23 protein-coding genes are annotated in these 25,930 nt (G+C 46.6%); 17 read left to right on the forward strand and 6 right to left on the reverse strand.

Annotated elements, in window-relative coordinates; all coding sequences use genetic code 11:
* Positions 1–162: 162 nt before the first annotated feature.
* From cdaS to V6668_RS01985, 3 genes are all read left to right on the forward strand, one after another.
* Positions 163–792, forward strand: a complete 630-nt coding sequence (cdaS, locus tag V6668_RS01975) for a sporulation-specific diadenylate cyclase CdaS (protein ID WP_047840418.1) — start codon at positions 163–165, stop codon at positions 790–792.
* 287 nt (positions 793–1,079) lie between these two features.
* Positions 1,080–2,186, forward strand: coding sequence for a Glu/Leu/Phe/Val dehydrogenase (locus tag V6668_RS01980; RefSeq protein WP_338707587.1), 1,107 nt, complete (start codon positions 1,080–1,082; stop codon positions 2,184–2,186).
* 233 nt (positions 2,187–2,419) lie between these two features.
* On the forward strand, positions 2,420–4,495 hold the full coding sequence (locus V6668_RS01985; protein ID WP_338707588.1) for a methyl-accepting chemotaxis protein: 2,076 nt from the start codon (positions 2,420–2,422) through the stop codon (positions 4,493–4,495).
* Positions 4,496–4,663: 168 nt separating this feature from the next.
* Here the strand turns inward: V6668_RS01985 and V6668_RS01990 are convergent, their stop codons facing one another.
* The gene (locus V6668_RS01990; protein WP_338707589.1) at positions 4,664–5,527 is read right to left on the reverse strand and encodes a LysR family transcriptional regulator; all 864 of its coding nucleotides are present in this window, start codon (positions 5,525–5,527) and stop codon (positions 4,664–4,666) included.
* Positions 5,528–5,692: 165 nt separating this feature from the next.
* Here V6668_RS01990 and V6668_RS01995 point away from each other — a divergent pair, with 165 nt between their 5' ends.
* Complete coding sequence (locus tag V6668_RS01995) at positions 5,693–6,745, forward strand: alkene reductase (protein ID WP_338707590.1); 1,053 nt, start codon at positions 5,693–5,695, stop codon at positions 6,743–6,745.
* A 41-nt stretch (positions 6,746–6,786) separates the two neighbouring features.
* On the opposite strand, the gene V6668_RS02000 is transcribed toward V6668_RS01995, so the two are convergent.
* Entirely contained in the window at positions 6,787–8,070 is a 1,284-nt protein-coding gene (locus tag V6668_RS02000) for an MFS transporter (RefSeq protein ID WP_338707591.1), read from the reverse strand.
* A gap of 66 nt (positions 8,071–8,136) precedes the next feature.
* Positions 8,137–9,378 (reverse strand): ATP-grasp domain-containing protein, encoded by a 1,242-nt coding sequence (locus tag V6668_RS02005; RefSeq protein WP_338707592.1) that lies wholly within the window; start codon positions 9,376–9,378, stop codon positions 8,137–8,139.
* Positions 9,379–9,595: 217 nt separating this feature from the next.
* On the opposite strand from V6668_RS02005, the gene V6668_RS02010 reads away from it, so the two are divergent.
* Positions 9,596–10,159 carry a hypothetical protein gene (locus tag V6668_RS02010; protein WP_338707593.1) on the forward strand — a complete coding sequence of 188 codons (564 nt, stop codon included), beginning with the start codon at positions 9,596–9,598 and terminating at the stop codon, positions 10,157–10,159.
* Complete coding sequence (locus V6668_RS02015) at positions 10,156–10,566, forward strand: DUF2000 family protein (protein WP_047840412.1); 411 nt, start codon at positions 10,156–10,158, stop codon at positions 10,564–10,566. The genes V6668_RS02010 and V6668_RS02015 overlap by 4 nt, the downstream gene beginning before the upstream one ends.
* A 112-nt stretch (positions 10,567–10,678) precedes the next feature.
* Here the strand turns inward: V6668_RS02015 and V6668_RS02020 are convergent, their stop codons facing one another.
* Positions 10,679–11,893 (reverse strand): MFS transporter, encoded by a 1,215-nt coding sequence (locus V6668_RS02020; protein WP_338707594.1) that lies wholly within the window; start codon positions 11,891–11,893, stop codon positions 10,679–10,681.
* Positions 11,894–12,174: 281 nt separating this feature from the next.
* Here V6668_RS02020 and V6668_RS02025 point away from each other — a divergent pair, with 281 nt between their 5' ends.
* Positions 12,175–12,753 (forward strand): TetR/AcrR family transcriptional regulator, encoded by a 579-nt coding sequence (locus tag V6668_RS02025; protein WP_076253916.1) that lies wholly within the window; start codon positions 12,175–12,177, stop codon positions 12,751–12,753.
* A 100-nt stretch (positions 12,754–12,853) separates the two neighbouring features.
* Here V6668_RS02025 and V6668_RS02030 read toward each other — a convergent pair whose 3' ends face one another.
* Positions 12,854–13,978 carry an LLM class flavin-dependent oxidoreductase gene (locus V6668_RS02030; RefSeq protein ID WP_338707595.1) on the reverse strand — a complete coding sequence of 375 codons (1,125 nt, stop codon included), beginning with the start codon at positions 13,976–13,978 and terminating at the stop codon, positions 12,854–12,856.
* A 264-nt stretch (positions 13,979–14,242) separates the two neighbouring features.
* Here V6668_RS02030 and V6668_RS02035 point away from each other — a divergent pair, with 264 nt between their 5' ends.
* Entirely contained in the window at positions 14,243–15,628 is a 1,386-nt protein-coding gene (locus V6668_RS02035; RefSeq protein WP_338707596.1) for a transcriptional regulator, read from the forward strand.
* Positions 15,629–15,881: 253 nt separating this feature from the next.
* Positions 15,882–16,076 (forward strand): hypothetical protein, encoded by a 195-nt coding sequence (locus tag V6668_RS02040; RefSeq protein WP_338707597.1) that lies wholly within the window; start codon positions 15,882–15,884, stop codon positions 16,074–16,076.
* 397 nt (positions 16,077–16,473) lie between these two features.
* Here V6668_RS02040 and V6668_RS02045 read toward each other — a convergent pair whose 3' ends face one another.
* A complete protein-coding gene (locus V6668_RS02045) occupies positions 16,474–16,590 on the reverse strand; it encodes a putative holin-like toxin (RefSeq protein ID WP_222592206.1) in 117 nt (38 codons plus the stop codon).
* A 588-nt stretch (positions 16,591–17,178) separates the two neighbouring features.
* Between V6668_RS02045 and V6668_RS02050 the strand changes: the two genes are divergently transcribed.
* The 8 genes from V6668_RS02050 (at position 17,179) to V6668_RS02085 (ending at position 25,837) form a co-directional block, all read left to right on the forward strand.
* The gene (locus V6668_RS02050; protein ID WP_223868875.1) at positions 17,179–17,367 is read left to right on the forward strand and encodes an aspartyl-phosphate phosphatase Spo0E family protein; all 189 of its coding nucleotides are present in this window, start codon (positions 17,179–17,181) and stop codon (positions 17,365–17,367) included.
* Positions 17,368–17,609: 242 nt separating this feature from the next.
* Positions 17,610–19,433: a sensor histidine kinase gene (locus V6668_RS02055; RefSeq protein WP_338707598.1), complete on the forward strand. Its 1,824-nt coding sequence runs from the start codon at positions 17,610–17,612 to the stop codon at positions 19,431–19,433.
* A gap of 5 nt (positions 19,434–19,438) precedes the next feature.
* Positions 19,439–20,206: a response regulator transcription factor gene (locus V6668_RS02060; protein ID WP_074093192.1), complete on the forward strand. Its 768-nt coding sequence runs from the start codon at positions 19,439–19,441 to the stop codon at positions 20,204–20,206.
* 103 nt (positions 20,207–20,309) lie between these two features.
* A complete protein-coding gene (locus V6668_RS02065; RefSeq protein WP_338707599.1) occupies positions 20,310–21,605 on the forward strand; it encodes a sugar ABC transporter substrate-binding protein in 1,296 nt (431 codons plus the stop codon).
* A 30-nt stretch (positions 21,606–21,635) separates the two neighbouring features.
* Entirely contained in the window at positions 21,636–22,337 is a 702-nt protein-coding gene (locus V6668_RS02070; RefSeq protein WP_338707600.1) for a hypothetical protein, read from the forward strand.
* Positions 22,338–22,688: 351 nt separating this feature from the next.
* Positions 22,689–23,603 (forward strand): carbohydrate ABC transporter permease, encoded by a 915-nt coding sequence (locus V6668_RS02075; protein WP_076319558.1) that lies wholly within the window; start codon positions 22,689–22,691, stop codon positions 23,601–23,603.
* Complete coding sequence (locus V6668_RS02080) at positions 23,587–24,441, forward strand: carbohydrate ABC transporter permease (protein WP_338707601.1); 855 nt, start codon at positions 23,587–23,589, stop codon at positions 24,439–24,441. The genes V6668_RS02075 and V6668_RS02080 overlap by 17 nt, the downstream gene beginning before the upstream one ends.
* A gap of 58 nt (positions 24,442–24,499) precedes the next feature.
* Complete coding sequence (locus V6668_RS02085; protein ID WP_338708881.1) at positions 24,500–25,837, forward strand: FAD-dependent oxidoreductase; 1,338 nt, start codon at positions 24,500–24,502, stop codon at positions 25,835–25,837.
* Positions 25,838–25,930: the final 93 nt, after the last annotated feature.

Raw genomic sequence — 25,930 nt, forward strand, 5'->3', positions numbered from 1 at the left:
GGAGTTTTGCGGACAGGCTCTTTTTTTGCTTGTTATATCAGTTACAATGAAGATCGTGATTAGCTCCTACAGCCCTGCCATTGCATAAATATGTGCTCCAGAGGGGAAGGTATGGGTACTAATGATGCGGCGTGAAGCCCAACCCAACCAAGGAGGCGGCGAATGATGACTCAGCAAGCAGACTGTGACAGTTCCTCGATGAGGCAGAAGCTTAAGGCAGACCTCCATCGTGTAGCAGAGCGTATGAATCTGACGTTATCCCGATTTGACAATGACAGTGCCTGTCTGCTGGGGCAATTTGCAGAGATTCGAGCGGAGATCAAGCAGATCGAGGTGCTCGCCTCTTCGTTTTATCTGGATTGTTATCTGTCACCCTTTACCGAGAAGTTTGCCGAATTAACATCGAGCGTACAGCATCTATCTGACCGGAGATATGGGGCGTTGATTGTGATTGAACGGGAGATTCCGTTGGAGTCGATCATTCACTCAGGCGTGACTGTGGATGCACGAGTGACGCATGCGTTGCTGGAATCGCTGTTTATTCCCGGTGCACCTCTGCATGACGGGGCTGTGTTGATACGTGGCAATCAGATTGTATCCGCTGGTAATGTGCTGCCGTTGTCGCAAGCGGAAGTGCATGAACGGAAAATAGGCACTCGTCATCGGGCAGCACTGGGGCTCAGTGAATTGACGGATGCGGTTGTATTAGTTGTCTCCGAGGAGACAGGACAGGCTTCATTTGCTGTAGATGGCGATTTGCATCCAATCAATGTGGTTGAGACGCTCCCTTAAATGTGAACGATTAATTGGCCTACTCGGGGCGAATAGGTTGATGTAGTTGAGAGAATTGTACCTTTCTCCTGTAAGGGAGAGAGGTTTTTCTATGGATAGACGATAAAATTATAATCTGAAATTCGACAGCTTTGCTCCCGCCATATGAGAAACATCGATCGATGCTTCTCTGACATTGCGATGTGATTTTGCACAAACTGGGTATTCATGGGTACAATAGAGGATGGTCAATGAATAGAGAACAATGCGATTGGATCGCAAAAATGGTTGGAGGAGACGGTTAGCACATGAGTTGGTTTGAAGCAATGGAGGATCACGATTATGAGGAACTGGTTCTGTGCCAGGATCGAAATTCAGGGTTAAAAGCAATTATCGCCATACACGACACAACACTCGGCCCTGCGCTGGGAGGCACACGGATGTGGACTTACGCTTCAGAAGAAGCAGCCATTGAAGATGCCCTGCGCCTTGCCCGTGGTATGACATATAAGAATGCGGTATCTGGCCTGAATCTGGGCGGTGGCAAAACCGTTATCATCGGAGATCCGCGGCGCGACAAAAACGAAGCGATGTTTCGGGCGTTTGGACGATATATTCAAGGATTGAACGGACGTTATATCACTGCCGAAGATGTGGGAACAACGGAAGAGGACATGAACCTGATCTATCAGGAAACCGATTATGTGACAGGCATCTCCGCGAGTTATGGTTCATCCGGTAACCCATCGCCTGCAACGGCTTGGGGTGTATATCGGGGGATCAAGGCAGCGGCCAAAGAAGCATTTGGTACCGATCTGCTGGAGGGTAAAACGATAGCGGTCCAAGGTGTCGGCAATGTGGCGATGCATCTGTGCAAATATCTGTATGAGGAAGGTGCACATCTGATCGTTACGGATATCCATAAGGACTCGGTGAAACAGGCTGTGGACCGCTTCGGCGCAACAGCAGTTGATCCCGCAGACATCACGAGTGTGGAATGTGATATATATGCACCATGTGCACTGGGCGGCACGATTAATGACGATACGCTCAAAACGCTCAAGGCAAAGGTTGTAGCGGGCTGTGCCAATAATCAGCTGTTGGAGACCCGTCATGGGGATCAGCTGTATGATATGGGCATCGTATATGCGCCTGACTATGTTATCAATGCAGGTGGCGTAATTAACATTGCGGATGAGTTGAACGGTTATAACGCGGATCGGGCGTGGAGCAAGATCGGAGAGATCTATTCCACTCTGGAGAAAATATTCGAAAGCTCACGTACCGAGGGCATCGCAACCTATGTTGCCGCAGATCGTCTGGCTGAGCGACGGATTGAACAGATGAAGAATACGCGCAGTACATTCTTGCAGAATGGTCATCACTCATTGAGTTCCCGGAGATTGCGCAAGTAAACTTAATAGATTCATAAAAAAACTTAAAACGGTCTGTTAGATAACGGCAACATCCATTCCCAAGATGGATAGTCGATCTGACAGGCCATTTTTTTATGTTGCTATCAGAATTTCAAAAAAAAGAAAAACAGTGGCAATATCTCCCTAATTGATCAATTTTACTATGGATTTTTCCGATAATGTATGTACATCGTTCAGATGCAGATGGTTCAGGGAAGTGGGGAGAAGTGGGAATGGGAAAAACTGGGGAAAAGCAAGGGATAGGGTATAAGATCAAAAATATGTCACTTAAGATCAAGCTGCCTTTCATGATCAGTGTATTGGTTGTTTTGGTTCTGCTTGGTGCAACGACCACAAGTTATATGATTTCATCTGATGTTGTGGTCAAGAAAAGCAAGGATGAAATGAATGTGATGGCTGACCGCCTTGGGGAAGGGCTTTGGACAGCTATGCAACTTCAACAACAATTGAGTCATTCGATATCCGTACATAGTACTTTTAAAGAACTCTTAAAGTTGCGTGATACAACTGACATGACGGATGAAGAATTTTTATCGGATGAGAACCCGTATTTCAATAAGGCCAATACGATCTTGACCGACAGTATATCGGAAACGGAAGGAAGTAAGCCAGATCTGTTCGTTTTTGATAAGGAAGGAATCATGGTGGCAGGAACCATGCCAGAAGTCATTGGTCAGTCACGGGGAGATCGGGAATACTTTAAGGAATCTATACAGGGGAAATCCTTCATCAGTGACGCGGTCGTCTCTAAGACTGGCAAGAAGCTCATTATTGTATTCTCGGAGCCTATCACCGATGAAGAGGGGAATAACCTGGGTGTGCTTGCTATGTCGGTGGACAGCAACTTCTTCCTGGGGCAACTCGGAGACATTAAAATCAATGGTCAAGGCAGAGTTGAAGTACTGAGTCGGAGCGGCATCATTATGTATGATTCACTGGACCCTTCCGTTGTGGGACAAACGCTGGAAGAAGATAAGGACGCGATGGGAATTATCGAGGCTAGAGCCACCGACAAAGTGAAAATCACTTCGATGGATCGAGAAGATACCTACTATCGTATTAATCAGATTCCGGGTGCAGATCTCTCTGTGCTCATTATTGACGATTATGACGATATCAAGCGTCCGATAGAGGATATGCAGCGCCAGATGGTTATCGTGATATTGATCGGGATTGCTCTGGCTATTGGTGTGGGATTGCTGATTTCTCGCAGTATTACAAGACCTATCATACGTCTGAGCGGTCTGTTCCAACAGCTTGCTCAAGGCAATCTGACCGTTAAGGCCAATGGCAAGTATAACAGCGAATTCAAGGATCTGGCGGAGAGCTTCAATGGTATGGTGGAGCAGAACAGGAACCTTATTACCGATATGAACAGTTCGATTCATGTCCTTCAGGCCAGCACTCAGGAGTTGGAGGAGACATCCAGACAGACGGCAAGATCCATTGATGAGACATCGGCAACGTCCATGGGAATTGCCAAAGCCATGGAGGCTCAATCGGAAGATACCGAGCAGATTGCAGGCAAATTCAACAGCTTTGGCGATAAAGTGGCTGCCATGAACAACAGTGCACAGGATGTGAAGGCAAGAGCAGATGAGATCGAAACGGTATTCCACAATGGGAATGAAGTCGTGAATGAACTGATGCGTATCAACGAGGTGAACGAACGGGAAGTGGAGAAAATCTCGGAGATTACCGTCAAACTTCAAACCAGTTCGGGCAGTATTAGTCAGATCACGGAAGCCATCAGCCAGATTGCGAAGCAGACCAATCTGCTTGCATTGAATGCTTCCATTGAAGCATCACGGGCAGGTGAGCATGGCAGAGGATTTGCAGTTGTAGCCGAGGAGATCCGCAACCTGGCAGAGCAGAGTTCCCGCCAGTCCAAGGAAATCTCCAGCATTATCGAGCAGAATCTGGCCGATGTCGCCGAGAACAACCAAAGTGTTGCCGAAATTCACACCATCTCGTCCAGACAGGATGAGCTTGTCTTGCAGACTCGTCAGGCATTTGATTTGATTTTGGAGAAGGTAACGGTCATTAATCAACAGATCGCTACGATGGCAGGACAGATGCAGGAGATGTTACAGAACAAGGATGACGTACTGGAGTCTGCCCATAGTTTGTCGGCTTCAGGAGAGCAGGTATCCGCTTCGGTTGAAGAGGTAACAGCAACCATGATGGAGCAATCTTCAACAGTACAGCAGTTGGCCAACATGGTTGATACGATCGATCAATTGACGCAAAAGCTGGCCGAATCGGCTGCGCGATTCAAGGTGGAGTAAGGGTCTCAGCTTCATTAAAACAAAATAACACGAACAAAGGGATGTCCCCTGTCATATTCATGACTTATAGGACATCCCTTTCTTTTTTAGGGTCTCGATCAATGTGCTTTAGTCCATTTAGTGATCAATAAGATCAGCGGTTGAAAGAGGGGTACTAAGTTATCTATATCAAAACGTGATGCACTTCTGGTTCAGTAGCTTAGTGAATTGATCCAGCGCACTACTGACATACCGATCCTCACCGCGGACAAAGGTTGTCGTGGTATGGGTAAAACGATCTGCCAGATCAAATACGGAGAATTCATCCGGTTTCTTGTGAATAACATTGCACGGCATAATGGTAAAAGCAATTCCAGACTCCACACAGCTGAGCAGGTTTTCCATCGTACTCACTTCGATGATATTACGTGCGGACAACCCTTCTTCCTGCAAAAATTCTTCGGTCATTTCACGATACGGACAGCCCTCGGGGAAAACAACCCACGATACTTGGCACAGACTTTCGGGTGGTACGTCTGTCTGCTTGGAGATGATATGAACCGTGTCCTGCATCTCATATTCCACCTTCAGACCCTCCTTCACACAAGCCCCGCTGATAAAAGCACCATCAATCTCATCGTCCTGTATTTTCTTGCGCAGTACTTTGGGTGAAGTGGCGTTAACGAGTGAGATGGACACCTTCGGGTAAGTTATCTGATATTCATTCAGGATCTCCATAAAGCGGCTGGATGCCGCCGTTTCCACAATGCCGATTTTCAGCGTGCCAGAAGGCTCACCGGGATCGGTCATATCCTGCTTTAGATCATGCAAAAGGTTGTGAATCTGTGTGGCGTACTGGATGAACTGTTCTCCTTTGGAGGTCAGTACAACGCCTTTGGGAAATCGGTTGAACAACTGGATTTGATATTCCTGCTCCAGTTTTTTGATGCGCGTAGTGACATTGGATTGCGCGTAATTCAGTTCTTTGGCGGCCTGTGAGATTTTGCCTGAACGCGCCACCGCGAGAACAATATCGATATCGGAAAGTTCCATGCTGTATCCTCCTGAACGTGGATTACCTTCAATTACTTCTGCAGATGCTGATGTTAGGTATCTCTCTGAGAGATACAACTATATATTTCAATCATTTTACGATATATCGGAGCCGCCGTACAATATCCTTAATGACAAAGAGAGTAGGGATATGACATGGATAACATGAATACACGTTCAACATTATTAAGCCCGGTAACGATTCATCAGTGGCAATTAAGGAACCGAATTGTGATGGCGCCGTTGACCCGGGGATTTGCTGATGATCGGAAGGGGACCGTAACGGATAAGATAGTCGCATATTATGAGCAGCGTGCGCGAGATGGCGTGGGACTGATCATTACCGAGGGCATTAACCCGAATCTGGCAGGCAAAGGCACTTACGGCATCCCCGGTTTATATACAGATGAACAGACGACTTCTTGGAAAAGGGTAACGGATGCTGTCCACAGACATGGCGGCACCATTATTGCTCAACTATGGCATGTCGGCAGGTTGTCCCACTCCGATCTGATCGGAACCTCTCCAGTGGCACCTTCCAGCCTTGCGGCAGAGGGAAGAGTGCATAAGCTACATAAGCCGTATCAGGTTCCTCAAGCGATGAGTACACAGGATATAGCGGATACAATTCAGCATTTTCAGACGGCCGCCCGCAATGCGGTTCTGGCAGGGTTCGACGGGATCGAGCTGCATGCTGCGCATGGGTATCTGATCGACCAGTTTATCAATGAGAAGACCAACCACAGAACAGACAAATACGGAGGAGACACAGCGGGCAGATTGCGGTTCTTGCGGGATATTATTGTGGCTGTGAAAAAAGAGATCCCTGTGGATCGCATATCGGTACGATTTTCAGAGAAAAAGGATGATGATGCATCCTATGCTTGGGCAGACAAAGCTGGAATGATCGATGCATATCTGAACTTGTTCCGTGAGACGGGAATTACGATCTTGCATCCCTCAACAGACCAATATACAAAAGCGTGGGAAGAGGAGCAGTCCTTTCACGAGCGGATTCGTAGTCGGTGGGATGGGATCATCATTGGTGTGGGGAATCTGGATATTCAGACCGCAGAGCACGCGATTGGTAAGGGAAGCATAGATCTGGCTGCGTTCGGCAGACCGTTTATCGCCAATCCAGATCTGGTACAGAGACTGCATGCGGGTCAGCAATTGGTCGAGTATAATGCGAATGCACATTTGCCTGTTTTGGTGTGAAAATAAAGTGGAAAAAAGGGCAGAACAGGCTGCCCTGAGGTTCAGATACTTTTTGAGTGATCCAGCGGTTTCATTTCGTTTCTTCTTGTTGAGCTTTTTTCGATATACCAGAGAATAATCATAGACAACGCATAGAACAGACTGACAGCCAGAATAATGATCCATACACTTTCCATGTCCATGCTTTTGATGAAAATGCCTGTCAAATATGGGCTAAGTGTATAACCCAGGCAACCTACGAATAACAGCAAGCCATTAAACCGCCCTTGATGTGTATCGGGTACACGCGAAGCAATATACAGATTGATGTTGGTCTGCACGAGAATCTCTCCAATGGTCCACAGCACCGTGGATAAGGCGACGATGGAAAAGTGGGGGAAGGTTCCGAGCAGGTTCAAGGCTCCAAATCCGATTCCATAGAAGAGTGCGCCTGTAGCTATGGAGTTTAGGGCAGTTAATTTGCGTGTAGCGGACAGGATCACGGTGGTAAGAATAATGACGCTAATGGCATTGATGGTCATGACAGAGCCGTAATATGCTGCCCCGTTCTCGCCAAATGAATGATTCATCTGAAGTGGGAGGCTAAATGAGTATTGCATATAGATAAAATAGTTAAGAAATGACACAACGATGAAGAAGGCAACGAGTGGGTTTTTCAGCAGTAGTCTGAATAATGGCGAAGGCGGTTGGCTCAATCGTTGTTGTTCTTGTTGTCCAGCATGTTCGCTGTTTGTTGATGCCAATTCCTTGCGCGTGCCGATCTTAACCTGGTTGATGATGATAAAGGTAGATATCAGAAACACGGTGCCGATACTTATAAAGACAATGTTGACATGATCCTTGATAAAAAAACCAGCGATCAGTGGTCCGATGGCTATACCCAGATTGGCCCCCAGATACATGAGGGAAAAGGCGGACTTTCGCTCTTTCTCCTCCGTACACAGTTGAATAATCAGTGCATTATAAGCAGGCCGGGTAATACTGATGAAAAACATGACTGCAATCAGAAGATAACCAACGGTAATGGTGCCTGACCAAAAAGAGCAGCTTATAATCATGATGGCAGACAACAGTTGTCCGATGACAATAATCGTTTTTTTGCCCATAAGATCGCTTAAATAGCCGCCGAGAAGTACACCGGGTCCGCTAATCAGGGCTGCCATGGACACAAAGATCCCTGCACTGACCACATTCATGCCCATCTGTAACGTAAGCACCAAGGTAATCAGGGAGAATACAAAATCTCCCGTGCTGTTAATCGTTCTGGCTAAACAGAGATAATAGATATCGCGGCTCAGACCCGCGTAGGTTTTGAATAACGACAATAATTCCAGCCCTCCCCAAGATAACCGTCACTCCAGACCAAAAATAGTGAGGATGATCCGTACATCTTATACGGTTTCAGCAACCGTCACTTCAATCTTGAAACGATCGTACATATCCAACAGGGTTTGACGCAATTCCTCGAACGAATCACCCTCCACGATAGCATAGCCTGATCGGGTCATGGTATCGTTGACGTCCCCGGCGCGCTGCCCCACTTGATAGGATACATTGAACTCAATGATGCCAGGGATATCCGCATAATCCTCTATCCCGGATATGTGTTGAATTACCCCTGCGCGTGAAGGGAAGCAGATCATGCCTGTGAATTTATGGCTCGTCTGCTGTTGCTTAAATTCATATATTCCAACTTCCAGATCAGTGACGGCTTCGAAGAAATCAACGCCATGGGTGTTCTTGATACAAGGAGGCATAACATGTGATCCCCCGATTCTTGCACCAATTTCTCCAAACACCACTTCTCCTTCCGGAGTCAGAAAAAGTTCGGCATGTGTTACGGATTGATTGATACCCAAGGCAGCAATGACCTGTTCATTGAGTTCTTTGATGTGATGGATAAAATCAGCTTCCGTGCCTTCAGGGAACGTAATACTGGCTGGAGGTTTCTGCTTTGTCGCAATATCCAGGCAGTTATACAGGTATTGGGAAACAGATGCAAATACAACTTTGCCCTTGGACACAATGGAATCACAATGAAACTCCGTACCGTGGATGAATTCCTCCAGCAAATCCCTTTGCTGTGCTTGTCTTGTATGGTGTAGATAATGTACCAGTTCATCCATGCCGGACAATTTGAACGTATTGATACTTCCATATCCGCTGAGTGGCTTCACAATAATCGGGAAGCCGTGTATAGCAGTGAAACGAATATAGTCCTGTTCATGTAGAGCAATGGCAATTTCGGATGTCCGAATTCCGCGTTGATGCAGCATTTGTTTCATGATCCATTTGTTGCGAACAGCCTCAGCCTGATTGCGCTGCATACCGGGGATCCCGAACTCGGAACGGAGCTGACCACCGATCTCAATCGCATTCTCACCCGGCGTTAACAGAGCAGAGATGGAATGGGATTCTCGGATCTGCATCATATGCTCCCGGATGGCATCTACGGACTCCAGATGATCGACATATCTAATTTCATCAAAGAAGTCCCTGAGGACCTCATCATGATGCAAATTATGCCGTTCAATAATCAGAATTTTCTTATGATCCGCCAATTTCTGCAAAGGTTTAACGAAGTTTAATCCAGTTGGAAGCCTGAAATCAGATATGTATACAATGGTTTTCATACGTTCTCGTATATCCCCTTTCAACAAAATACTAAAAATAGTAAAAATTCATTTCATAACATTATAGCTCAATATTTTCCATTTTGAATACACCTTTTGGTTAAAAATATGAACCAAAATACATATTTATGTTGCGTTAAAGTGTTAATTGACAATAGGAAATTTTTGGTATACGATCTTTAGCGGATTAGAAATAAAAAGGAGGAAATAGAAATAAATGGAGATCATTAAAGAGAAATATGCCATACTGGGAACGCTGGGAGACGATGAAGGATTCCTGACTTGTAGCATGCATATCGCGAAAAAGCTAGGCAACTCGGAACGTATCAAGCCATACCCTGAATTTGAAGCGGCTGCGGAAGACTTGAGATCAGGGATCATATCCTGCTTACTGGTCCCCGGGGCGTATCCCAAGCTCAACAGCTTTATCATGGATTCTGAACTAGCGGTGTCTGAGAGCTTTGTGGAGAAAATTCCTGCGCTGGTTCTATCCGGCTTCCATGCGGTATGTCCCGATCAGATCGATATTATCTATCATCATCCAGCAACCACATACTTGTTATCTGAACTTGATACAACCTATAGAGAGAACAGCACCGTATCGTCCAACCCTGAAGCTTGCAGGAAGGTCATGCACAACACGGAGAAGTCCATTGCGCTCACGAATCAGCTATGCGCTGATCATTACGGGCTTGTGACCTACAAAGTATTGCGCGAGGGAATCAATATGCCATGGATATGTTTTACACAAAATACACAGAGGGTGAATACAGTCATATGAAAAGAATTGCTATTATACTGGATAAAAATCTGGAACCTGGCGCCGCCGCCAATGTGGCTGCCCTGTTAATGGGACAAGCAGCCCTGAATGAGCCGGGGTTATATTCTGATCAACCTGTGCTGGATCATAGCGGCGTTCAGCATGCGGGCATCCGATATAGCACTGTCATTCTGAAGGCCGGGGAGAATCAACTGATCAATCTGGCCAAACTCTGCTCAGATGATAGCGGGGGACTGAGCCATGTTGTTTTTTCACAGACAGGCCAGTCGCTCAACAATGCCTTTGAACAATATGCAGTTGAGATTGCTTCGATGGAATTGGAAGCTACCAAAGTGGTAGGTGTCATTGTATGGGGCGAGGATGATCAAGTTAGGGCAGCGACCAAAAAATTCAGTGTCATGAAATAAGGGAAAAGGGCAGAAGCGGATCTTTAGAGATCACTCTGCCCTTCTTTATATATGAAAGAATTGTTATAGAGGTTGTTCTCGGTACTGAAAACCGCCCTTTTTGAACACGCACTTATAGATGTTTGCTGGCAACGGCAGCTTTCTTTTCCGTAAAGTAATACACCAAAGCGAGCAGCGGCATAATCAGGCCAATCAGCGTTGTGAGACTCCAACCTCCGTTAGCATAAGACCAGCTTCCAAGAGATGAACCAATCGCACCGCCGACAAAAAAGATCGACATGAATATGCCATTCACACGTCCTCTCGCTTCACTTCCTAAGGAGTAGATAATGCGTTGACCCAGCACCAGATTTCCCGAGACAGCCATATCCAGTGTGATCGCGACGATCACAAGCAGTATCAGTGCTAACGTGGAGTGACTCTGGAACGCATAAGCAAGACCAAACGAAGCAGCAGCGATCACCATGGCAGCACCTGTCAGAATACGTGTTAGTCCGCGATCAGCCAGTCTCCCGGCAATGGGAGCGGCAATAGCACCACCGACACCAGCCAGTGCGAACCAGGCAATCCCTTGCTGTGACATATCAAAATCGTTAGCGAGCCTGAGCGGAACCGTAGTCCAGAACAAGCTGAAAGCACCAAACAGACTGGCCTGATAGAACGCCCGGCGGCGCAGCAGCGGCATCGTTCTGAACAGTGTGCCCAAGGACACGATTAATTGCCCGTATTTCAAGGTGGGTTCAGGCTGGCGAGCAGGAAGAGCACGTGATAGGAGCAACATGAGAAGTGTTATGACAATGGCGGAGAATACAAAAACCGTCTGCCATCCGAAGAGGCTGGTGATAAAGCTTGCGACAGGACGAGCCAGCATGATGCCCAGCAACAGACCACTCATTACATTGCCAACAACCCGTCCGCGCTGTTCCTCGGAAGTAAGATATGTCGCATAGGGCACCAGAATTTGAGCGACCACAGAACCTATCCCAATGAACAGAGAGGCAGTCAGAAATACAACAGCAGTGGGCGAGAAAGCCGCAGCAATCAGGGCAACAACCAGTACGATAAGGAAAAGAACGACCAGGCGTCGATTCTCGGTAATGTCACTGAGCGGCACGATAAACAGCAAACCAATGACATAACCAATCTGAGTCAACGTTACGATCAATCCGGCAACGGCAGAAGACAGACCCGTTGTCATGCTGATCGGACCGATAACGGTCTGTGCATAATACAGATTTGCCACGATCAATCCACAAGCGGATGCCAGCAAAAAAATAATCCAGGTGGGCACAGGTGCCTTCTTCACTTGTTGTCTCATATCCATCATAATCATCCTCCACAGTTCTAAATTGATATTCCCAATAAACAGGTGATATTTAAAAACGTTAATTACTAAACGGTGTGTTCACTAATCACAAATATATAATAAACTAAACGTATAGTATTGTAAATAGGCTCTACATATTTTAATGAGAAAGTTAATGAGGATGAAAAGGTGAGCGTAGGATGGAATTGTGTGTACTCATGGCAGTTTAGTATAATGAACGTATCGTTTTTATGAATAATACTGCTGATTAAATATATTTTATACATCCAGGAGGGCTCAAGATGACTGCCAAAAGAGGACGTCCACGTAACATGGAAACCCAGAATGCCATTCTTACAGCATCGTATGAGTTGTTGTTGGAACACGGATTCGGGGCGGTTACAATCGAGAAGATTGCTGAACGTGCACAGGTGAGCAAAGCCACCATCTACAAATGGTGGCCGAACAAAGGCGCTGTCATCATGGACGGATATATGTCTGCCGCAACCGCAAGATTACCAGTACCGGATACAGGCTCGGTATTGGAGGATATACGCATACATGCGAGTAATCTGGTTCGTTTTTTGACCAGTCGGGAAGGAAAAGTGATTACACAGATTATTGGGGAAGGGCAGTCGGATGCAGGGCTCGCCGAAGAATACCGTACAAGGTACATCCAACCACGTCGGCGTGAAGCTCGGGGAATTCTGGAGAAGGGTGTGGAGCGCGGCGAATTAATGAGTGGGACGGACATTGGATTATATATTGATCTGATCTATGGGCCGGTGTTCTATCGTATGTTAGTGACGGGGGAAGCGATGGATGATGCGTTTGTAGATGTGATGCTTCGTTCATTGTTGGAAGGCATTCAGTCCAAGTAGATATAGGGATAGTCGCGATACAAGTGGGAGTAAGAGGGAAGAGGGCGATTCGTAGGAATCACCCTGGAAGGAGCACATGTATATTGTACGTGGGAGATTGTTAGACCTGGAATATAGGTGAGATGGCTGTGGGCCACGAATCTGTAGCATTAGAGGAAAGGAAGGATGAGTGCTGGGTTAACACCGGGGGTTCATTCCATACCGAACTGGGCAGTTCGCGGCGTAATACAGGGGCAACTTCCTTGGCAAAACGCTCCACTTGCTCCAACTGCTCGCTATGGGTCAGTCCATCTACGCTGATACTCAGCACCTGATGTCCGTAAGCGGCATGATAGTCCAGAATTTTCTCAATGATCTGCTCCGGACTGCCAATTAACGCAGGACCTCGTGCAATGTTATCTTCCAGATCGGTAAAGGGCGACTGGTTATGTTGTGCGGCAGCGGTGGCATGGAACGCTTCATAATATGGCTTATAACGGCGAATGGCTTCTTCGCCCGTATCCGCAAGATAGAGACTGCCGGCACCAGAGCCAATCACTGCTTGCTGTGGATCATGACCATAATAATCGAGGCGTTCCCGATAATGATCAATTAACGCTTTGTATTTGGCTTGCGGGTGAAAAGAATTCGACGTGAAGAGCGGCTCGCCATATTTGGCAGCGAGTTCGGTCGAGACCGTGCTGGACGCGCTACCATGCCAGATCGGGATGGATTGCTGAAGCGGCCTGGGCCACGTGGTCACTCCCTCAAGCGGAGGGCGATACGTTCCCTGCCAGGTTACATTCTCTTCAGACCACAGCCGTCTTAGCAGATGGTAGCGTTCATCGAGTGAGTCCCATTGTTCCTCTTCGCTTATGCCAAACAGCGGATAGTGCCGAGGGTCATTGCCTTTCCCGATGATCATCTCCAGCCGTCCGCCCGATAATTGATCCAACGTGGCATAATCCTCGGCAACCCGGACTGGATCAAGTATACTAAGAACAGTGACGGTGGTTAGTATCCGAATGCGTGTGGTTGCTGCGGCTATTGCGGTTAATACGACAGGTGGCGAGGAAGATAGAAAAGGCGCACCGTGTCGTTCACCGATTCCATAGGCATCGAATCCCAATCGTTCAGCCAGCTTCGCTTGCTCTAATATATTGTGGAATTTCTGCTGAGTCGTCAGAGCTTCCCCGGTTACGGCATTGGGCAGATTCATCATGAGACTAAACAAGGCAAATTTCATCTGACCTTCTCCTCGAACTGAATTAATAATTTCTGTGTTGTATAATCCTATTGAAATAGTAGGATATATAAGTTGGATTAAATGTATCACGTTCTTACGGATTCTTCTAATGGATTTTTTCTATAAGCAGGAACAGCGAGGCCTCCTTGCATAAATGTGAAGGGAATTGCCACGATTTTTATTGACCGCTGTAAAATTTAGGATTAAAATTGTGCTTATCATATAAATTCAAAATTATGGATTTTCATTGTGGAGGTGGGATACATGGAACCTACAACTACGATACGCTCATATATTGAGGACTACATCAGGAAACAGGGGTACACCCTGCAGTATTTTGCCGATATATCGGGAGTTAACGCTGGAACGCTTAGCGCAATTATTAAGGGGACTCGGCCCATCGCTATGGCGCAACTGGATCTGATTACCCAAGGCATGAAGCTGGAAGAGGGGTATTTCTACGAGATTTATGGGGCTGAATGTTTCGTGGAATCGGCACCTCATTGGAGGAGACTGGAACCTTTCCTGCAACGCTGTGCTGAATTGGACAAGCTGGAATGTATTCATAAGGTTATCCAGGAAGTGACGGATGATCGCTCGTATATCTCGGAGTTGTTCGAGATGGCGGAAGGCATGCTTGAACGTGGACAGACGAAGGCTGCACGGATGTTGTACGAATGTGTGGCGGAGTGTGAGAAATATCAACACTCGGAACGTCTGGCTCTGTGCCAGTATCGCATCTTCACCCTCTCGCTTGGTCAGAATCAACATGATAACCTGCGGGCCGCTGTGCACTTTGAGCCATATATTAATCGGCTGGATGAGGAGAGGCAGCTGGATGCGATTAAGGATTTGGCGAATACGTATGCGTCTCTTCGATATTGGGAAAAGGTATTTAATTTGGCTGAAGAATTAGATCAGAAAACGAAAATTTTGCAGTCATATACAAAGAAAAAAATAGACAAAATTGATAGACTTACCGCCTATCCTTTGTTTGTATATAGAGCTTATTCAAATTTACTTAAATCATCGGTATGCGAGAAGCAGGGGCGGTATGAAGAGGCTCTAGTCTACACAGAGTTCTATGCCAAACTTGCTAATGTCTCGGAACTGGATGAAGAAGATCAAATATTTATTGATAATTTTGCTGGATGGGCGGAAGCCAATACTTATTTATATAAATTGATGATGGGTGACCACAGTGTTTTACCTGCTTATATGGAATTTATTGAAGAAAATGAAGAGGAAATTTTACCTGCAATCATTAATATTTTGGAGGCAGCTAATAAGTTCGATAGAAATATTGATGATATTTTGTATAAGTTCAGCGATCGAATTAACTCGGAAATTAACTGTTTAAAAGGATATACTGAGCAGATGAAAAATGAAATTTATGCTGCATTCTTGTTGGAACGTTCTCTTTATCACTTAAATCGTCATGAATATCCAGAGGGTTTGAAGCAACTTATACACTGTCTGAGAGAGTCTGTACGATTTAACAATCAAACAGATATCATTCATTGTGTTTCCTTGTATGAGAAGTACAAAAACATGGGTACCACTGAAATCGAGCATCAGTACAAACTTATCATGATGGAGGTTCAGAAATCCTATGAAAAAAAAGAAAATCTACTATATAATTTTGCTTAGTATTATGATTATTAATGTAATTGAATTAGCTAATTTCAATAGTAATGAAATCATACAAATAATGGGTACTTCGCATGGTGTTGGGAGAATATAATGGTGGAGATATTTTAAAGAGTCAATGAGGTTTACTTTCAAGTATTGAGAGTAAGCTTTTTTTGTATTTTCATAGTTAATCAATGTAAAATACAGGATTAAAATAACATTTATTATATTTAGTTGAAATATAAGTGGTTTGGATGGCGGAGGTGTGATAATGGAAATGGTACCTACAATAAGAGCACATATTGAGAAAAATATGAGAGAACAAAATCTCAAGTTGCAGCATTTTTCCGATATTACAGGAATTAATGTTGGGACTTTAAGTGCCATTCTTAAAGGTAGCATACCGATGTCTATGAACCCGCGCCCACTGGAGGCTTGTGGAACCATACCTATACGAGTGTGTTGAACTTGGTAAGCTGGATTGCATACAACAAGTTATCATTCATGTGACGGACGAACGATCCTATTCAGAAGAGTTATTTGCTGTAGCTGAAAGCTTTTTTGCCAAAGGATTCAATAAAAGAGGAACTTATTTTATTTGAATGTGTGGCAGACAGGATGTGCTTAAAGATTAAGCGAACCTTTATGCAACAACCATCTTTATACCCCTTCCCTTCTACTCCAAAAATGAGCGACAATAATTACCAGTAAAGAGTTAACTTCTGCAACAAACTGTGCTAAACTGGAGATAATAAAAAAAGAGCAAGGATGCGCGAACATCCCTACTCTTTACAACAGCCGCTTCTAAGGGCGGTGGCTGTGCATAGGTAGCTGAAATAGACCATTACCTTAGCTGGGGCGGTCTATTTCTTTTTGTTTTGATTATTTAAGGCGATGACAATAGTTACAATCAGTCCAATCAAGGTTACAATGAACCCCGCAAAACTGATCATTAATGTCAATACCGTTTCAATCGCCACAGGCATCACCTCCTTTGCAGGAGACTAGCCGACCACCCATATTAGCCATTCTGTTGATAGGAATATTATACCATACATACTATTATGGTGGATACCGTTGCAGCGATCAGAACACATCTGATTTATATGTCTAGTGATTGCAATCGACAACAGTGTGTTTACACCATCAGTATAAGTATAATTTCAGAATTAGTGGGCCTGATAGCCCATACGTCTCTTGAATCAATGTACCAACTGCGGGGGTTATTAGTTCCTTTAACCGTGAAGGCCAAGGATCTGTTTCGTTTTTTTCTCTACTCTGACCACTCAAACCAGATTGTCGTGAACAATGAACCCTAGGTAGATGAAGAGATGAGTCCGGCTGAGATCAGTAATCTTTAAGCGGATCATATGAGGCGTTTATTTCAAACGGGAGATGGCATCAATCCTGACTTAGCTTTTTTGAGGCAGGTAAAGTAGGGAGATATAAATTAATTTTTGTTTTATGAAAACCACCTTTGCAAACAATCAATTAGTTCTGCAAAGGAATATAATATGAATTTTTTGGCAATGTATCCTAAAATGTTATACAAAGAGGGGGTGCATGCTGTGAGTGAACCGGTACAGATCACAGATAAAATCGAACGGAACAGGCAAGAGTTAAGTCGTTTGGCGGAGAATCATGGCATGCAGGACAACCAAGTCCTCCGACAGTCCATGGTACTGGACGAGCTTATTAATGAATATAATCGATTCAAATATAAAAGCCATCTTAGGAACAGACAACCGATTGCATAATGCAGTCGGTTATTTTGTCTAATTAGTGTTCTATAGAAATAGCGTAGTCGACTGTAGCGATACAGTCGGCTTTTTGGCGTTCACCCTGAAACCTATGCGGATAACTTGAAATTCCGTACCAATTCCAGGATTGGCAGGATAGCGGATGATCATTAAAACTGGATATGATGACCCCAGTTATATCCAGATTGATCTGTGAAGGGGGCTCATACAATGATCGGGAGAGGGAGGGATGAACGGAAATGATGGACAAGGTACGCATTTTTTTCGGAAAAAACGTAAACCTGCGCACCAAGTTGCTCCTGTTGTTCCTGGCGCTGACGTTGCTGCCGCTAAGTTTGCAGGGATTGATGAACTACAAGCATTTCTCGCAGACGATGGATCGCAAGACCGAACAGTTCACCATTGATATGGTTCGCCAGATTAACGCCAATCTGAATCGATTGCTGAAGGACTTTGAGCGGTTGTCGCTCTTGCCGCTTTACGATCAGATGGTGCTTGGCATTCTGGGCAAATACAATGCTTCAATGGGGTCGGGTACATGGGCGAGGTCTGAGGATTATCTGAAAATGAAGCTTTACACATCGGGTCAAGCTTATGACCGGCCAGAGATTCGGGGAATTCATCTGATCAGCAACAGCGGCATTTTGTTCTCCAATCTCGATTCACTGGCGGTCAAGCCGGTATGGGACAGCAGACAGGATGACTGGTTTGCAGAGCTTGAAGACTCGGAAGGGACATGGCGCCTGCTTCCTCCGCATGACCCCGGCTATTACACGGGCGGTCAGCAAGAATCGTATATATCGGTGGGCAGAGTGCTTCGAGATCCGGGTACGCTCCAGCGACTGGGGTACATTCTGATTGACATCCGTCTGGAGGCCTTTGGTCAACTGTTATCCAATCTGAATTATGAGCAAGATGCAAGCCTGATGATTGTAGACAGCAAACAGCGTCTTCTGTTCGAACGGACCTCGACCGGAGGAATGTCTGCGTACGACCAGTTGCTAATGCAGGGACAGCTTCAAAGCTATGCAGGAAACCAAAAAGTTGTTCTGGATGGGCAGCCCTATCTCTATGTACAACACCATTCCAGCTATTCTGGGCTTTCGGTGATCAGTCTTACACCTATTGCCGTGATTCAAAAGGAGTCAGGTGAGATGCTCACCTTCACAATATGGTTCGCAGTGTTATGTATGGCGGGTATAGCGATTCTGGCGGTTCTGTTATCCTATCGTATCACCCGGCCACTGATTCGACTGAAGCACCACATGATTCGGGTGGAACAGGGAGATTTTAGCCAGCGTGTAGCACACTTCAGCAGTGATGAATTCGGACAGATTAGCCGGGGATTTAACCGAATGATGGAAGAGATTCATCGACTGTTCAATGAGGTGTTTCTGTTGGGCATTCAAGAGCGGGAGGCCGAGTTGTCTGCGTTGCAAAGCCAGATGAATCCCCATTTTATATACAACACGCTGGAGTCCATTAACATGATGGCCATTCGCCAGAAGCATGCTGAGGTGTCGGACATGGTGACGGCGCTTGGCAAGCTGCTGCGTTATACGATTGATAAGGTGGACCGGAAGGTTCCACTTGGGGAAGAACTTGCTTTTGTACAATCCTATATACTCATTCAGCAGGTACGTTACGACGGCAAGTTAGAGATTCTCTATGACATCGAAGAAGCAATAACGGAGTATTTGATTCCCAAGCTGGTACTGCAACCGCTGGTGGAAAATGCCGTCTACCACGGCATTGAAGGGCAGGAAAATGGAGGAGTAATCTGGGTATCTGCCTTGAAATTCGACCATGAGCTGCTGATTAGTGTACGAGACAACGGTAAGGGTATGGCTCAGACAAAGATTGACGAGTTAAATGAGTCTATATCAAAACAGCCTTCCAATGAGGCATTACGTTGCCATGCCGGGGACAGTCTGGGGCTTAACAATATCGCTCAGAGGCTTCGCCTCATGTATGGAGAAGGCGGCAGCCTAAGCATTGATGGAAGTCCGGGGCAGGGCCTGGTGGTCACGATATCCATTCAATTTCTACCGAAAGGGGATTGAAGCGCATGTATAAAGTATTGCTTGTAGAGGATGAGACGGTCATCCGTCAGGGACTGAGGGAACTGATCGTACAAGTGTCTTCTCAGTTTCAGGTAACGGGCGAAGCATCGAGCGGTACCGAGGCGCTGGATTTTCTGAGATGTGAGGTGCCGGACGTGTTAATCACGGATATCCGCATGCGTGAAATGGACGGATTAACTTTGGTAAGCAAAGCAAGAGACATGTACCCTGAATTGCTAATGCTCATCATTAGCGGCTACGGCGAGTTTGAATATGCACGCAGAGCGATGGAGTTCGGGGTGTTGAACTACCTGTTGAAGCCCATCGATCGTTATGAACTGGCATTATGCATACAAAAGATTCAATTGCTGCTGGATCGCAGATACGGTATTACAACTCTTTCTATCCCTGAGCCATCTGGCAAAACAGAACACGCTGGTGGAGATACACGGAAGATTATCCGAGATGTGAAGGAGCACATCAAGCAACATCCCGATGGAGATCTGCGACTTCAGACGATAGCCGATCTTGTTAACTTGAACCCTACTTATTTAAGCCAATTGTTCAAGAACGAAATAGGCATCAATTATTCCGAATACATCACGGAGGCACGTATGGAGCGGGCCAAGTGGTTGCTGATCAACACGGGTCTCAAAATCTATGATGTGGCACGGTTATCCGGGCATCAGAGCCCCAAACACTTCATGCTGGTGTTCAAGCAGCAGGTGGGATGGACCGCAGGAGAATATCGAGACCGATTCAGTATCTCTTGAAAAACCATACCATTTCTGTAGTTGACGTGATTTAAGGGGGAACGATGCTTTCGTTATACTTTGGTTGCACATGTATACCACGACGTCCATAAGGGGGATTTCCATGAAAAAAGCAGGACTGATACTGGTGTTTATATTCATGATGATGGCTTCAATCGCGTGCACAAGCTCCAATTCCGGCAGTGAATCTGGCAGTTCAAGCGGAGAGAATGGAGAGGTCGAGCTGAAGTTCATGATGTGGGGCAATCAGGCGCATATGGATGTATACAACAAGTTGATCGATGACTTCACAAAGGAAAATCCAGGCATCAAAGTAACGATGGAATCCGTACCTTTCGCAGAATACCAGCAAAAAATTTCGGTGCTTGCCGCCGGAGGCTCCCTTCCCGATCTCGCCTGGGTATCGGAGCGAATGGTGCCGCAATTCAAGTCCAACCACATTCTGGCCGATGTATCGGAGTTCAAGGATGATGCACAGTTTAAGCTGGATGATTATATTCCAAGTACATTGGATTTGTTCCGTGATGGCGATCAACTGCTGGGACTACCTTTTTCTACACCTCCGGTGGTCATGTTTTACAATAAAACGCTGTTCGACCAAGCCGGCCTGACTGATCCAAACACACTTGCCACCCAAGGACAATGGACATGGGAACAGTTCGAAGAGTCCGCCAAAGCCATTACCAGCAAGGATGCGACCAACCGAGTCTACGGCGCCAACTTTTTTCGCGACTGGAAGACCTGGGCGGTGCTTTCCTCCTATTCCTGGTCCAATGGAAGCGGTCCATTCGACGAAGGCATGACAACGTTCACCTGGAACGATGCCTATGGCGTACAGACCTTTGAATTGCTGGAACGCATGATGTTCACCGATGAATCACACCCGAAGGCGGGTGAGCAAGTCAGCTTCGATGCGGGTAATGTGGGCATGTTCTTTGATAATTACAGCTATGTTTCCAAAGCAAGAGAAATTACGGATTTTGAATGGAGCATCGCTCCTATGCCTTCCGGTTCTCAAGGCAGTGTGCCGATGCTGGGGCAGGCCGGATATGCCATGTTCAACGACAGCAAACATCCAGAGGAAACGAAGAAACTGTTGAAGTATTTTGCCAGTGAGCAGGGGATTCAGGCGACAGCCACCTACTTTGTACCTCCGCGTACCTCTGTTCTGAACTCAGATGCATTCATTCTCCAGCCAAATAATCCGAGCAAAGAGCATATCGTGCAGGCCGTCATTGATGAAATGCCAAAAGCGCGCTTAATTCCCGGTCATATCCGTTGGCAGGATATCGACAATGCGTTATTGCAGGGATTTGACCGACTGTTTGCAAAGACAGCGACAGCTGAGGATAACCTGAAACAAATGCAGGAAGAGATCCAAAGCGTGTTGCAACCCTAAATAATTTGATTGAAACCGGAGGTGAGAACGATGAGCAAATTCAAAGAATTACTTGAACGGAAACCGCTGTCGCTGGTGGTCAGCCTGCCTGAGAATGATATTGCTTTGGCTCGGGCAGCTATGGAAGAGGGCGCTGATGCACTGAAGGTGCATTATAATGTCGGTCATCGCGCCAGCGGGAATCATTTTGGTCCATTGGATATGTATGCCGAGGTGTTTCGGGCGATCCGCAGTGAGTTTGGTGGTCCACTTGGAATCGTACCTTCTGGCAGTATTGATGGAGCAAGGCGAGAGGATGTGGAGAGGCTTTCCGGGCTGGGTTTTGACTTCTATTCCATCTATGCACATCACTTGCCATCTTTCATGCTGAGTGACTTGGGGCTTGACCCAACGTTTGCGATCAATGAGGAATATGATGCTTCCCTCGTAACATCAGCAGCGCACTTCGGCTTTACCGCTCTGGAGGCATCCATTGTACCTGGAAAAGAATATGGTACACCGCTCAGCTTCGCGGATGTGCTTAAGTATCGCCGTCTGGTCCTGCAAGCTCAGATACCGGTATTGGTTCCTTCCCAGCGAAAGCTGGTGCCGGAGGATGTTCGAGTGCTGCGCGATACTGGGGTAAAGGCGATCATGCTTGGGGCGGTCGTGACAGGCAACACGGAGGAACAGTTGCGAAGGGCAGTGAACGGGTTCCGCAATGCGGTGGACAGTCTGAACCGTCCGGATTAATCCGTTGAAAGTCACGTGAATCACGGGGGACACCCATGTTAGCATTCATTTGTTCTAACGAATCGAGGACATGTTATTCGCGCCTATTTGTATGGATCTGAAGTTTAAGGAATCAGAGAGACGTTATTTCGTCCATTTGGTCGATCTTTAAAGTTCTGGCGACATTTTATAGAGATATAAGATGACTGAGATTCGTTACCCGGTGCATTCTTTAAAAATCTGCCTTATAAGATGCGGTTGATTCGTTAGCGCTTGGAGCGAGGGGGATCATTCCTTTTGAGACAGCAACTTATATAGAATCGTCGCAGAGTTCAGCTTCGGAGGAAATTTAATTAAAAGGGGGAGGCCTGATTGACCCATTCACGCAAACGCAAAAGAGGGGGGCCGCTCGCCAGAGAGGCCCAGATCGCAGGTTGGCTGTTTGTATCGCCGATGGTGCTTGGGTTTACCCTGCTGCTGTTATTTCCCATGGGTCTCGCGTTATACATGAGTCTAACCGATTGGCCGCTGCTGGGGGATCATCATTTTATTGGATTGGATAATTACCGGAATATCATGACAGACGCGATGTTCTGGAAAGTGCTCGCCAATACGGTTTATTTCACAGCGGGGCTGGTGCCGCTTAATATTGTGCTCGCCCTACTGCTCGCGTTGCTGCTATCCAGAAATCTGCGGGGTATCGGAATTTTCCGAACAGCGATCTTTGTTCCGGTCATGACCTCGTTGATCGTATGGGCCATCGTGTGGAAGCTGATGTATGCGACAGAGTCTGGATTGATTAATCAGCTTCTGTTGATGCTGGGCATCAAAGGTCCGGCCTGGCTTTACAATCCGGATTTGGCAATGCCAGCGATTATCGTGACAAGTGTGCTGAAAAATGTCGGTCTGAATATGGTGCTGTTCATTGCAGCGATTCAGCAGGTACCGCGTTCACTATACGAAGCAGCAACATTAGACGGGGCGGGCAAAAGGGGAACCTTCTTTCACGTCACGCTGCCCATGATCACGCCAACCGTGTTTTTGACCGTAGTCATGACCGTGATTGGTTCACTCAAAGTATTCGGGCAGATCTATGTGATGACACAGGGCGGGCCGAGCAACAGCACCAAGGTATTGGTTTATTATATCTGGGAAAAAGCATTCAAATTATTTCAGTTTGGTTATGCTTCTGCTCTCGCATATGTACTGTTCTTTATCGTGCTAATTCTGACGCTGCTGCAATGGCAGCTCCGAAAGAGGTGGGTATTCAATGAAGGCGATGCCTAGTCCTTCGGGGCGGAAGATAGGAAGTACTCTGGGGACGTATTTGTTGCTGACTCTGATTTCGCTGATTATGATTGTGCCATTTATCTGGATGATATCGACATCATTCAAGGAACCCCGGAGCATATTCACCTATCCACCGCAGTGGATACCGGATACTTTCCGATTTCAGAACTATATCGATGTCTTTCGATTGATTCCGTTTCACCGTTTTTATTGGAACAGTATCTACATTTCTGCGTTGGTTGTGCTAGGAACAGTATTTTTTGCTTCCCTCGCCGGTTACGCATTCGCCAAAATTCCGTTTAAAGGACGTAATGTGGTATTTCTCATCCTGCTGAGTGCGATGATGATTCCCCATGAGGTGACGGCGATACCGATGTTTCTGTTCATGCGGCAGCTGGGGTGGATTGATACCCATCTTCCGCTGATATTATTGCCGATCTTTGGCGCGGGCGGTGTATTTGGCATCTTTGTGATGCGGCAGTTCTTCATTACGGTGCCAACTGAATTGGAAGAAGCGGCGATGATTGATGGTTGCAACCGATTCCGGATATATGCGCGAATTATGCTGCCCATTGCCAAGCCGGGTATGGCTACGCTGACGATCTTTACGTTTGTGACGATCTGGAATGAGTTTTTTGATCCGTTGATCTTCATTAACTCGCGTGATCTAATGACGCTGCCGCTTGGATTATCCCTGTTTACAGATGAAGTGGGTACAGCCTGGCAATATCTGATGAGCGCCACCGTCATGGCAACCTTGCCACTGTTAATTGTTTTTTTTCTGGCACAGCGGCGCTTCATTGAGGGGGTTGCCATGACGGGACTGAAAGAGTAAGCCGTGTAATACGTGCAATAGAACGAAGGAGGGACAACATTTGCGTGAACGGATGAGCATGAAAAAGGAAGAAGCAGATGTCGTTATTGTGGGAGGGGGTCCTGCGGGTATAGCGGCAGCCATTGCGGCTGGACGGCAGGGGATACGAACAGTGCTGGTGGAGCGATATGGATTCGTGGGCGGGATGTCAACCGCCGCTATGGTTTATCCTTGGATGACTTTCCATACGGAGCGCGGTGAGCAGGTCATTAAAGGTATTGCGCAGGAGATTGTAGATCGTTTGCAGGCACGTGGCGGCTCTCCGGGGCATCTGCGCGATACGGTTGGATTTGTTCATACCGTCACGCCGTACCATCCAGCCATCTTTCAGGTGGTTGCAGCAGAGATGTTACAGGAGGCAGGTGTCCGGCTGTTATTGCACAGCTTTGTGGACGAGGTGGTCGTTGTAGAGGATCGGGTGGAAGCGGTGCGAGTGACCAACAAATCTGGAAGAATGGAATTCCAGGCGAATGTATTTGTGGATGCAAGCGGGGATGCGGATCTGGCTTATCTTGCGGGTGCTTCTGTGGCAAAGGGAAGAGACGGAGACCACCAGTCACAGCCGATGACCATGAAATTCCGCATGCGTGGTGTGGATCTTGGACGAGTGAAACAATACATGCTGGAGCACCCGGAGGATTTCTATGTGAAAACTCCTTTTGCTGAACTGGACAGCATTCCGTTAACCGGGGTGAGTGGTTTCTATTCCCAGTGGAAAAAAGCAGGTGTGCCGATTAATCGCGACCAGGTGTTGTTTTTTACCGGACCGGCAGAGGATGAAGTGCTGATTAATTGTACCCGGGTGCAGGGACTTGATGCGACAGATGCCGAGGATCTGACTTCTGCGGAACAGGAAGGCCGGAAGCAGGTGCTAATGATCGCTGAGTTTTTGCAGCGTGATGTGCCTGGATTCAAACGGGCTTCGATCTCGGCAGTAGCACCGCAGATTGGTATCCGTGAATCCAGGCGAATTATTGGGCAGTATGCATTGACACAAGCGGATGTAGTTGCAGGACGGAAATTTGACGATGTGATTGCCAGAAGCGGTTATCCGATTGATATTCATGACCCTTCGGGTCAAGGTGTTGTGGCTGCCTTTATAGAGGGGGATGGGGCGTACGATATTCCGTATCGCTGTCTGATCTCTCGCAATATCCGCAATCTGCTGGCGGCAGGACGTTGCATCTCCACCACACATGAGGCGCATGCAACGACAAGATTGACTCCAAGCTGTATGGCTACCGGGGAGGCGGCAGGGACAGCGGCTGCACTAACAGTGAAGATGATGCTGGACCCGGTGGAACTTCCGATCGAGCTGTTACAGGCGGAATTACGTCACAACGGAGCGGCGATCTAGCGGATGAGCTGATTATGGACGAATTGGGCGAATCGGGTGAATCATTAATAGTGGGAGTGGGTGTTTATTTAATTCGCGGTGGTGTAAATTTTA

This window comes from Paenibacillus amylolyticus, from assembly GCF_036894225.1.
Classification (GTDB): Bacteria; Bacillota; Bacilli; order Paenibacillales; family Paenibacillaceae; genus Paenibacillus; species Paenibacillus amylolyticus.

What these genes read in the sequence shown, in the direction of transcription:
- cdaS (WP_047840418.1), top strand. Translation starts at nt 163, where the DNA reads ATGATGACTCAGCAAGCAGACTGTGACAGTTCCTCGATGAGGCAGAAG.
- V6668_RS01980 (WP_338707587.1), top strand. Translation starts at nt 1,080, where the DNA reads ATGAGTTGGTTTGAAGCAATGGAGGATCACGATTATGAGGAACTGGTT.
- V6668_RS01985 (WP_338707588.1), top strand. Translation starts at nt 2,420, where the DNA reads ATGGGAAAAACTGGGGAAAAGCAAGGGATAGGGTATAAGATCAAAAAT.
- V6668_RS01990 (WP_338707589.1), bottom strand. Translation starts at nt 5,527, where the DNA reads ATGGAACTTTCCGATATCGATATTGTTCTCGCGGTGGCGCGTTCAGGC.
- V6668_RS01995 (WP_338707590.1), top strand. Translation starts at nt 5,693, where the DNA reads ATGAATACACGTTCAACATTATTAAGCCCGGTAACGATTCATCAGTGG.
- V6668_RS02005 (WP_338707592.1), bottom strand. Translation starts at nt 9,378, where the DNA reads ATGAAAACCATTGTATACATATCTGATTTCAGGCTTCCAACTGGATTA.
- V6668_RS02010 (WP_338707593.1), top strand. Translation starts at nt 9,596, where the DNA reads ATGGAGATCATTAAAGAGAAATATGCCATACTGGGAACGCTGGGAGAC.
- V6668_RS02015 (WP_047840412.1), top strand. Translation starts at nt 10,156, where the DNA reads ATGAAAAGAATTGCTATTATACTGGATAAAAATCTGGAACCTGGCGCC.
- V6668_RS02020 (WP_338707594.1), bottom strand. Translation starts at nt 11,893, where the DNA reads ATGATGGATATGAGACAACAAGTGAAGAAGGCACCTGTGCCCACCTGG.
- V6668_RS02025 (WP_076253916.1), top strand. Translation starts at nt 12,175, where the DNA reads ATGACTGCCAAAAGAGGACGTCCACGTAACATGGAAACCCAGAATGCC.
- V6668_RS02030 (WP_338707595.1), bottom strand. Translation starts at nt 13,978, where the DNA reads ATGAAATTTGCCTTGTTTAGTCTCATGATGAATCTGCCCAATGCCGTA.
- V6668_RS02035 (WP_338707596.1), top strand. Translation starts at nt 14,243, where the DNA reads ATGGAACCTACAACTACGATACGCTCATATATTGAGGACTACATCAGG.
- V6668_RS02040 (WP_338707597.1), top strand. Translation starts at nt 15,882, where the DNA reads ATGGAAATGGTACCTACAATAAGAGCACATATTGAGAAAAATATGAGA.
- V6668_RS02055 (WP_338707598.1), top strand. Translation starts at nt 17,610, where the DNA reads ATGATGGACAAGGTACGCATTTTTTTCGGAAAAAACGTAAACCTGCGC.
- V6668_RS02060 (WP_074093192.1), top strand. Translation starts at nt 19,439, where the DNA reads ATGTATAAAGTATTGCTTGTAGAGGATGAGACGGTCATCCGTCAGGGA.
- V6668_RS02065 (WP_338707599.1), top strand. Translation starts at nt 20,310, where the DNA reads ATGAAAAAAGCAGGACTGATACTGGTGTTTATATTCATGATGATGGCT.
- V6668_RS02070 (WP_338707600.1), top strand. Translation starts at nt 21,636, where the DNA reads ATGAGCAAATTCAAAGAATTACTTGAACGGAAACCGCTGTCGCTGGTG.
- V6668_RS02080 (WP_338707601.1), top strand. Translation starts at nt 23,587, where the DNA reads ATGAAGGCGATGCCTAGTCCTTCGGGGCGGAAGATAGGAAGTACTCTG.
- V6668_RS02085 (WP_338708881.1), top strand. Translation starts at nt 24,500, where the DNA reads ATGAAAAAGGAAGAAGCAGATGTCGTTATTGTGGGAGGGGGTCCTGCG.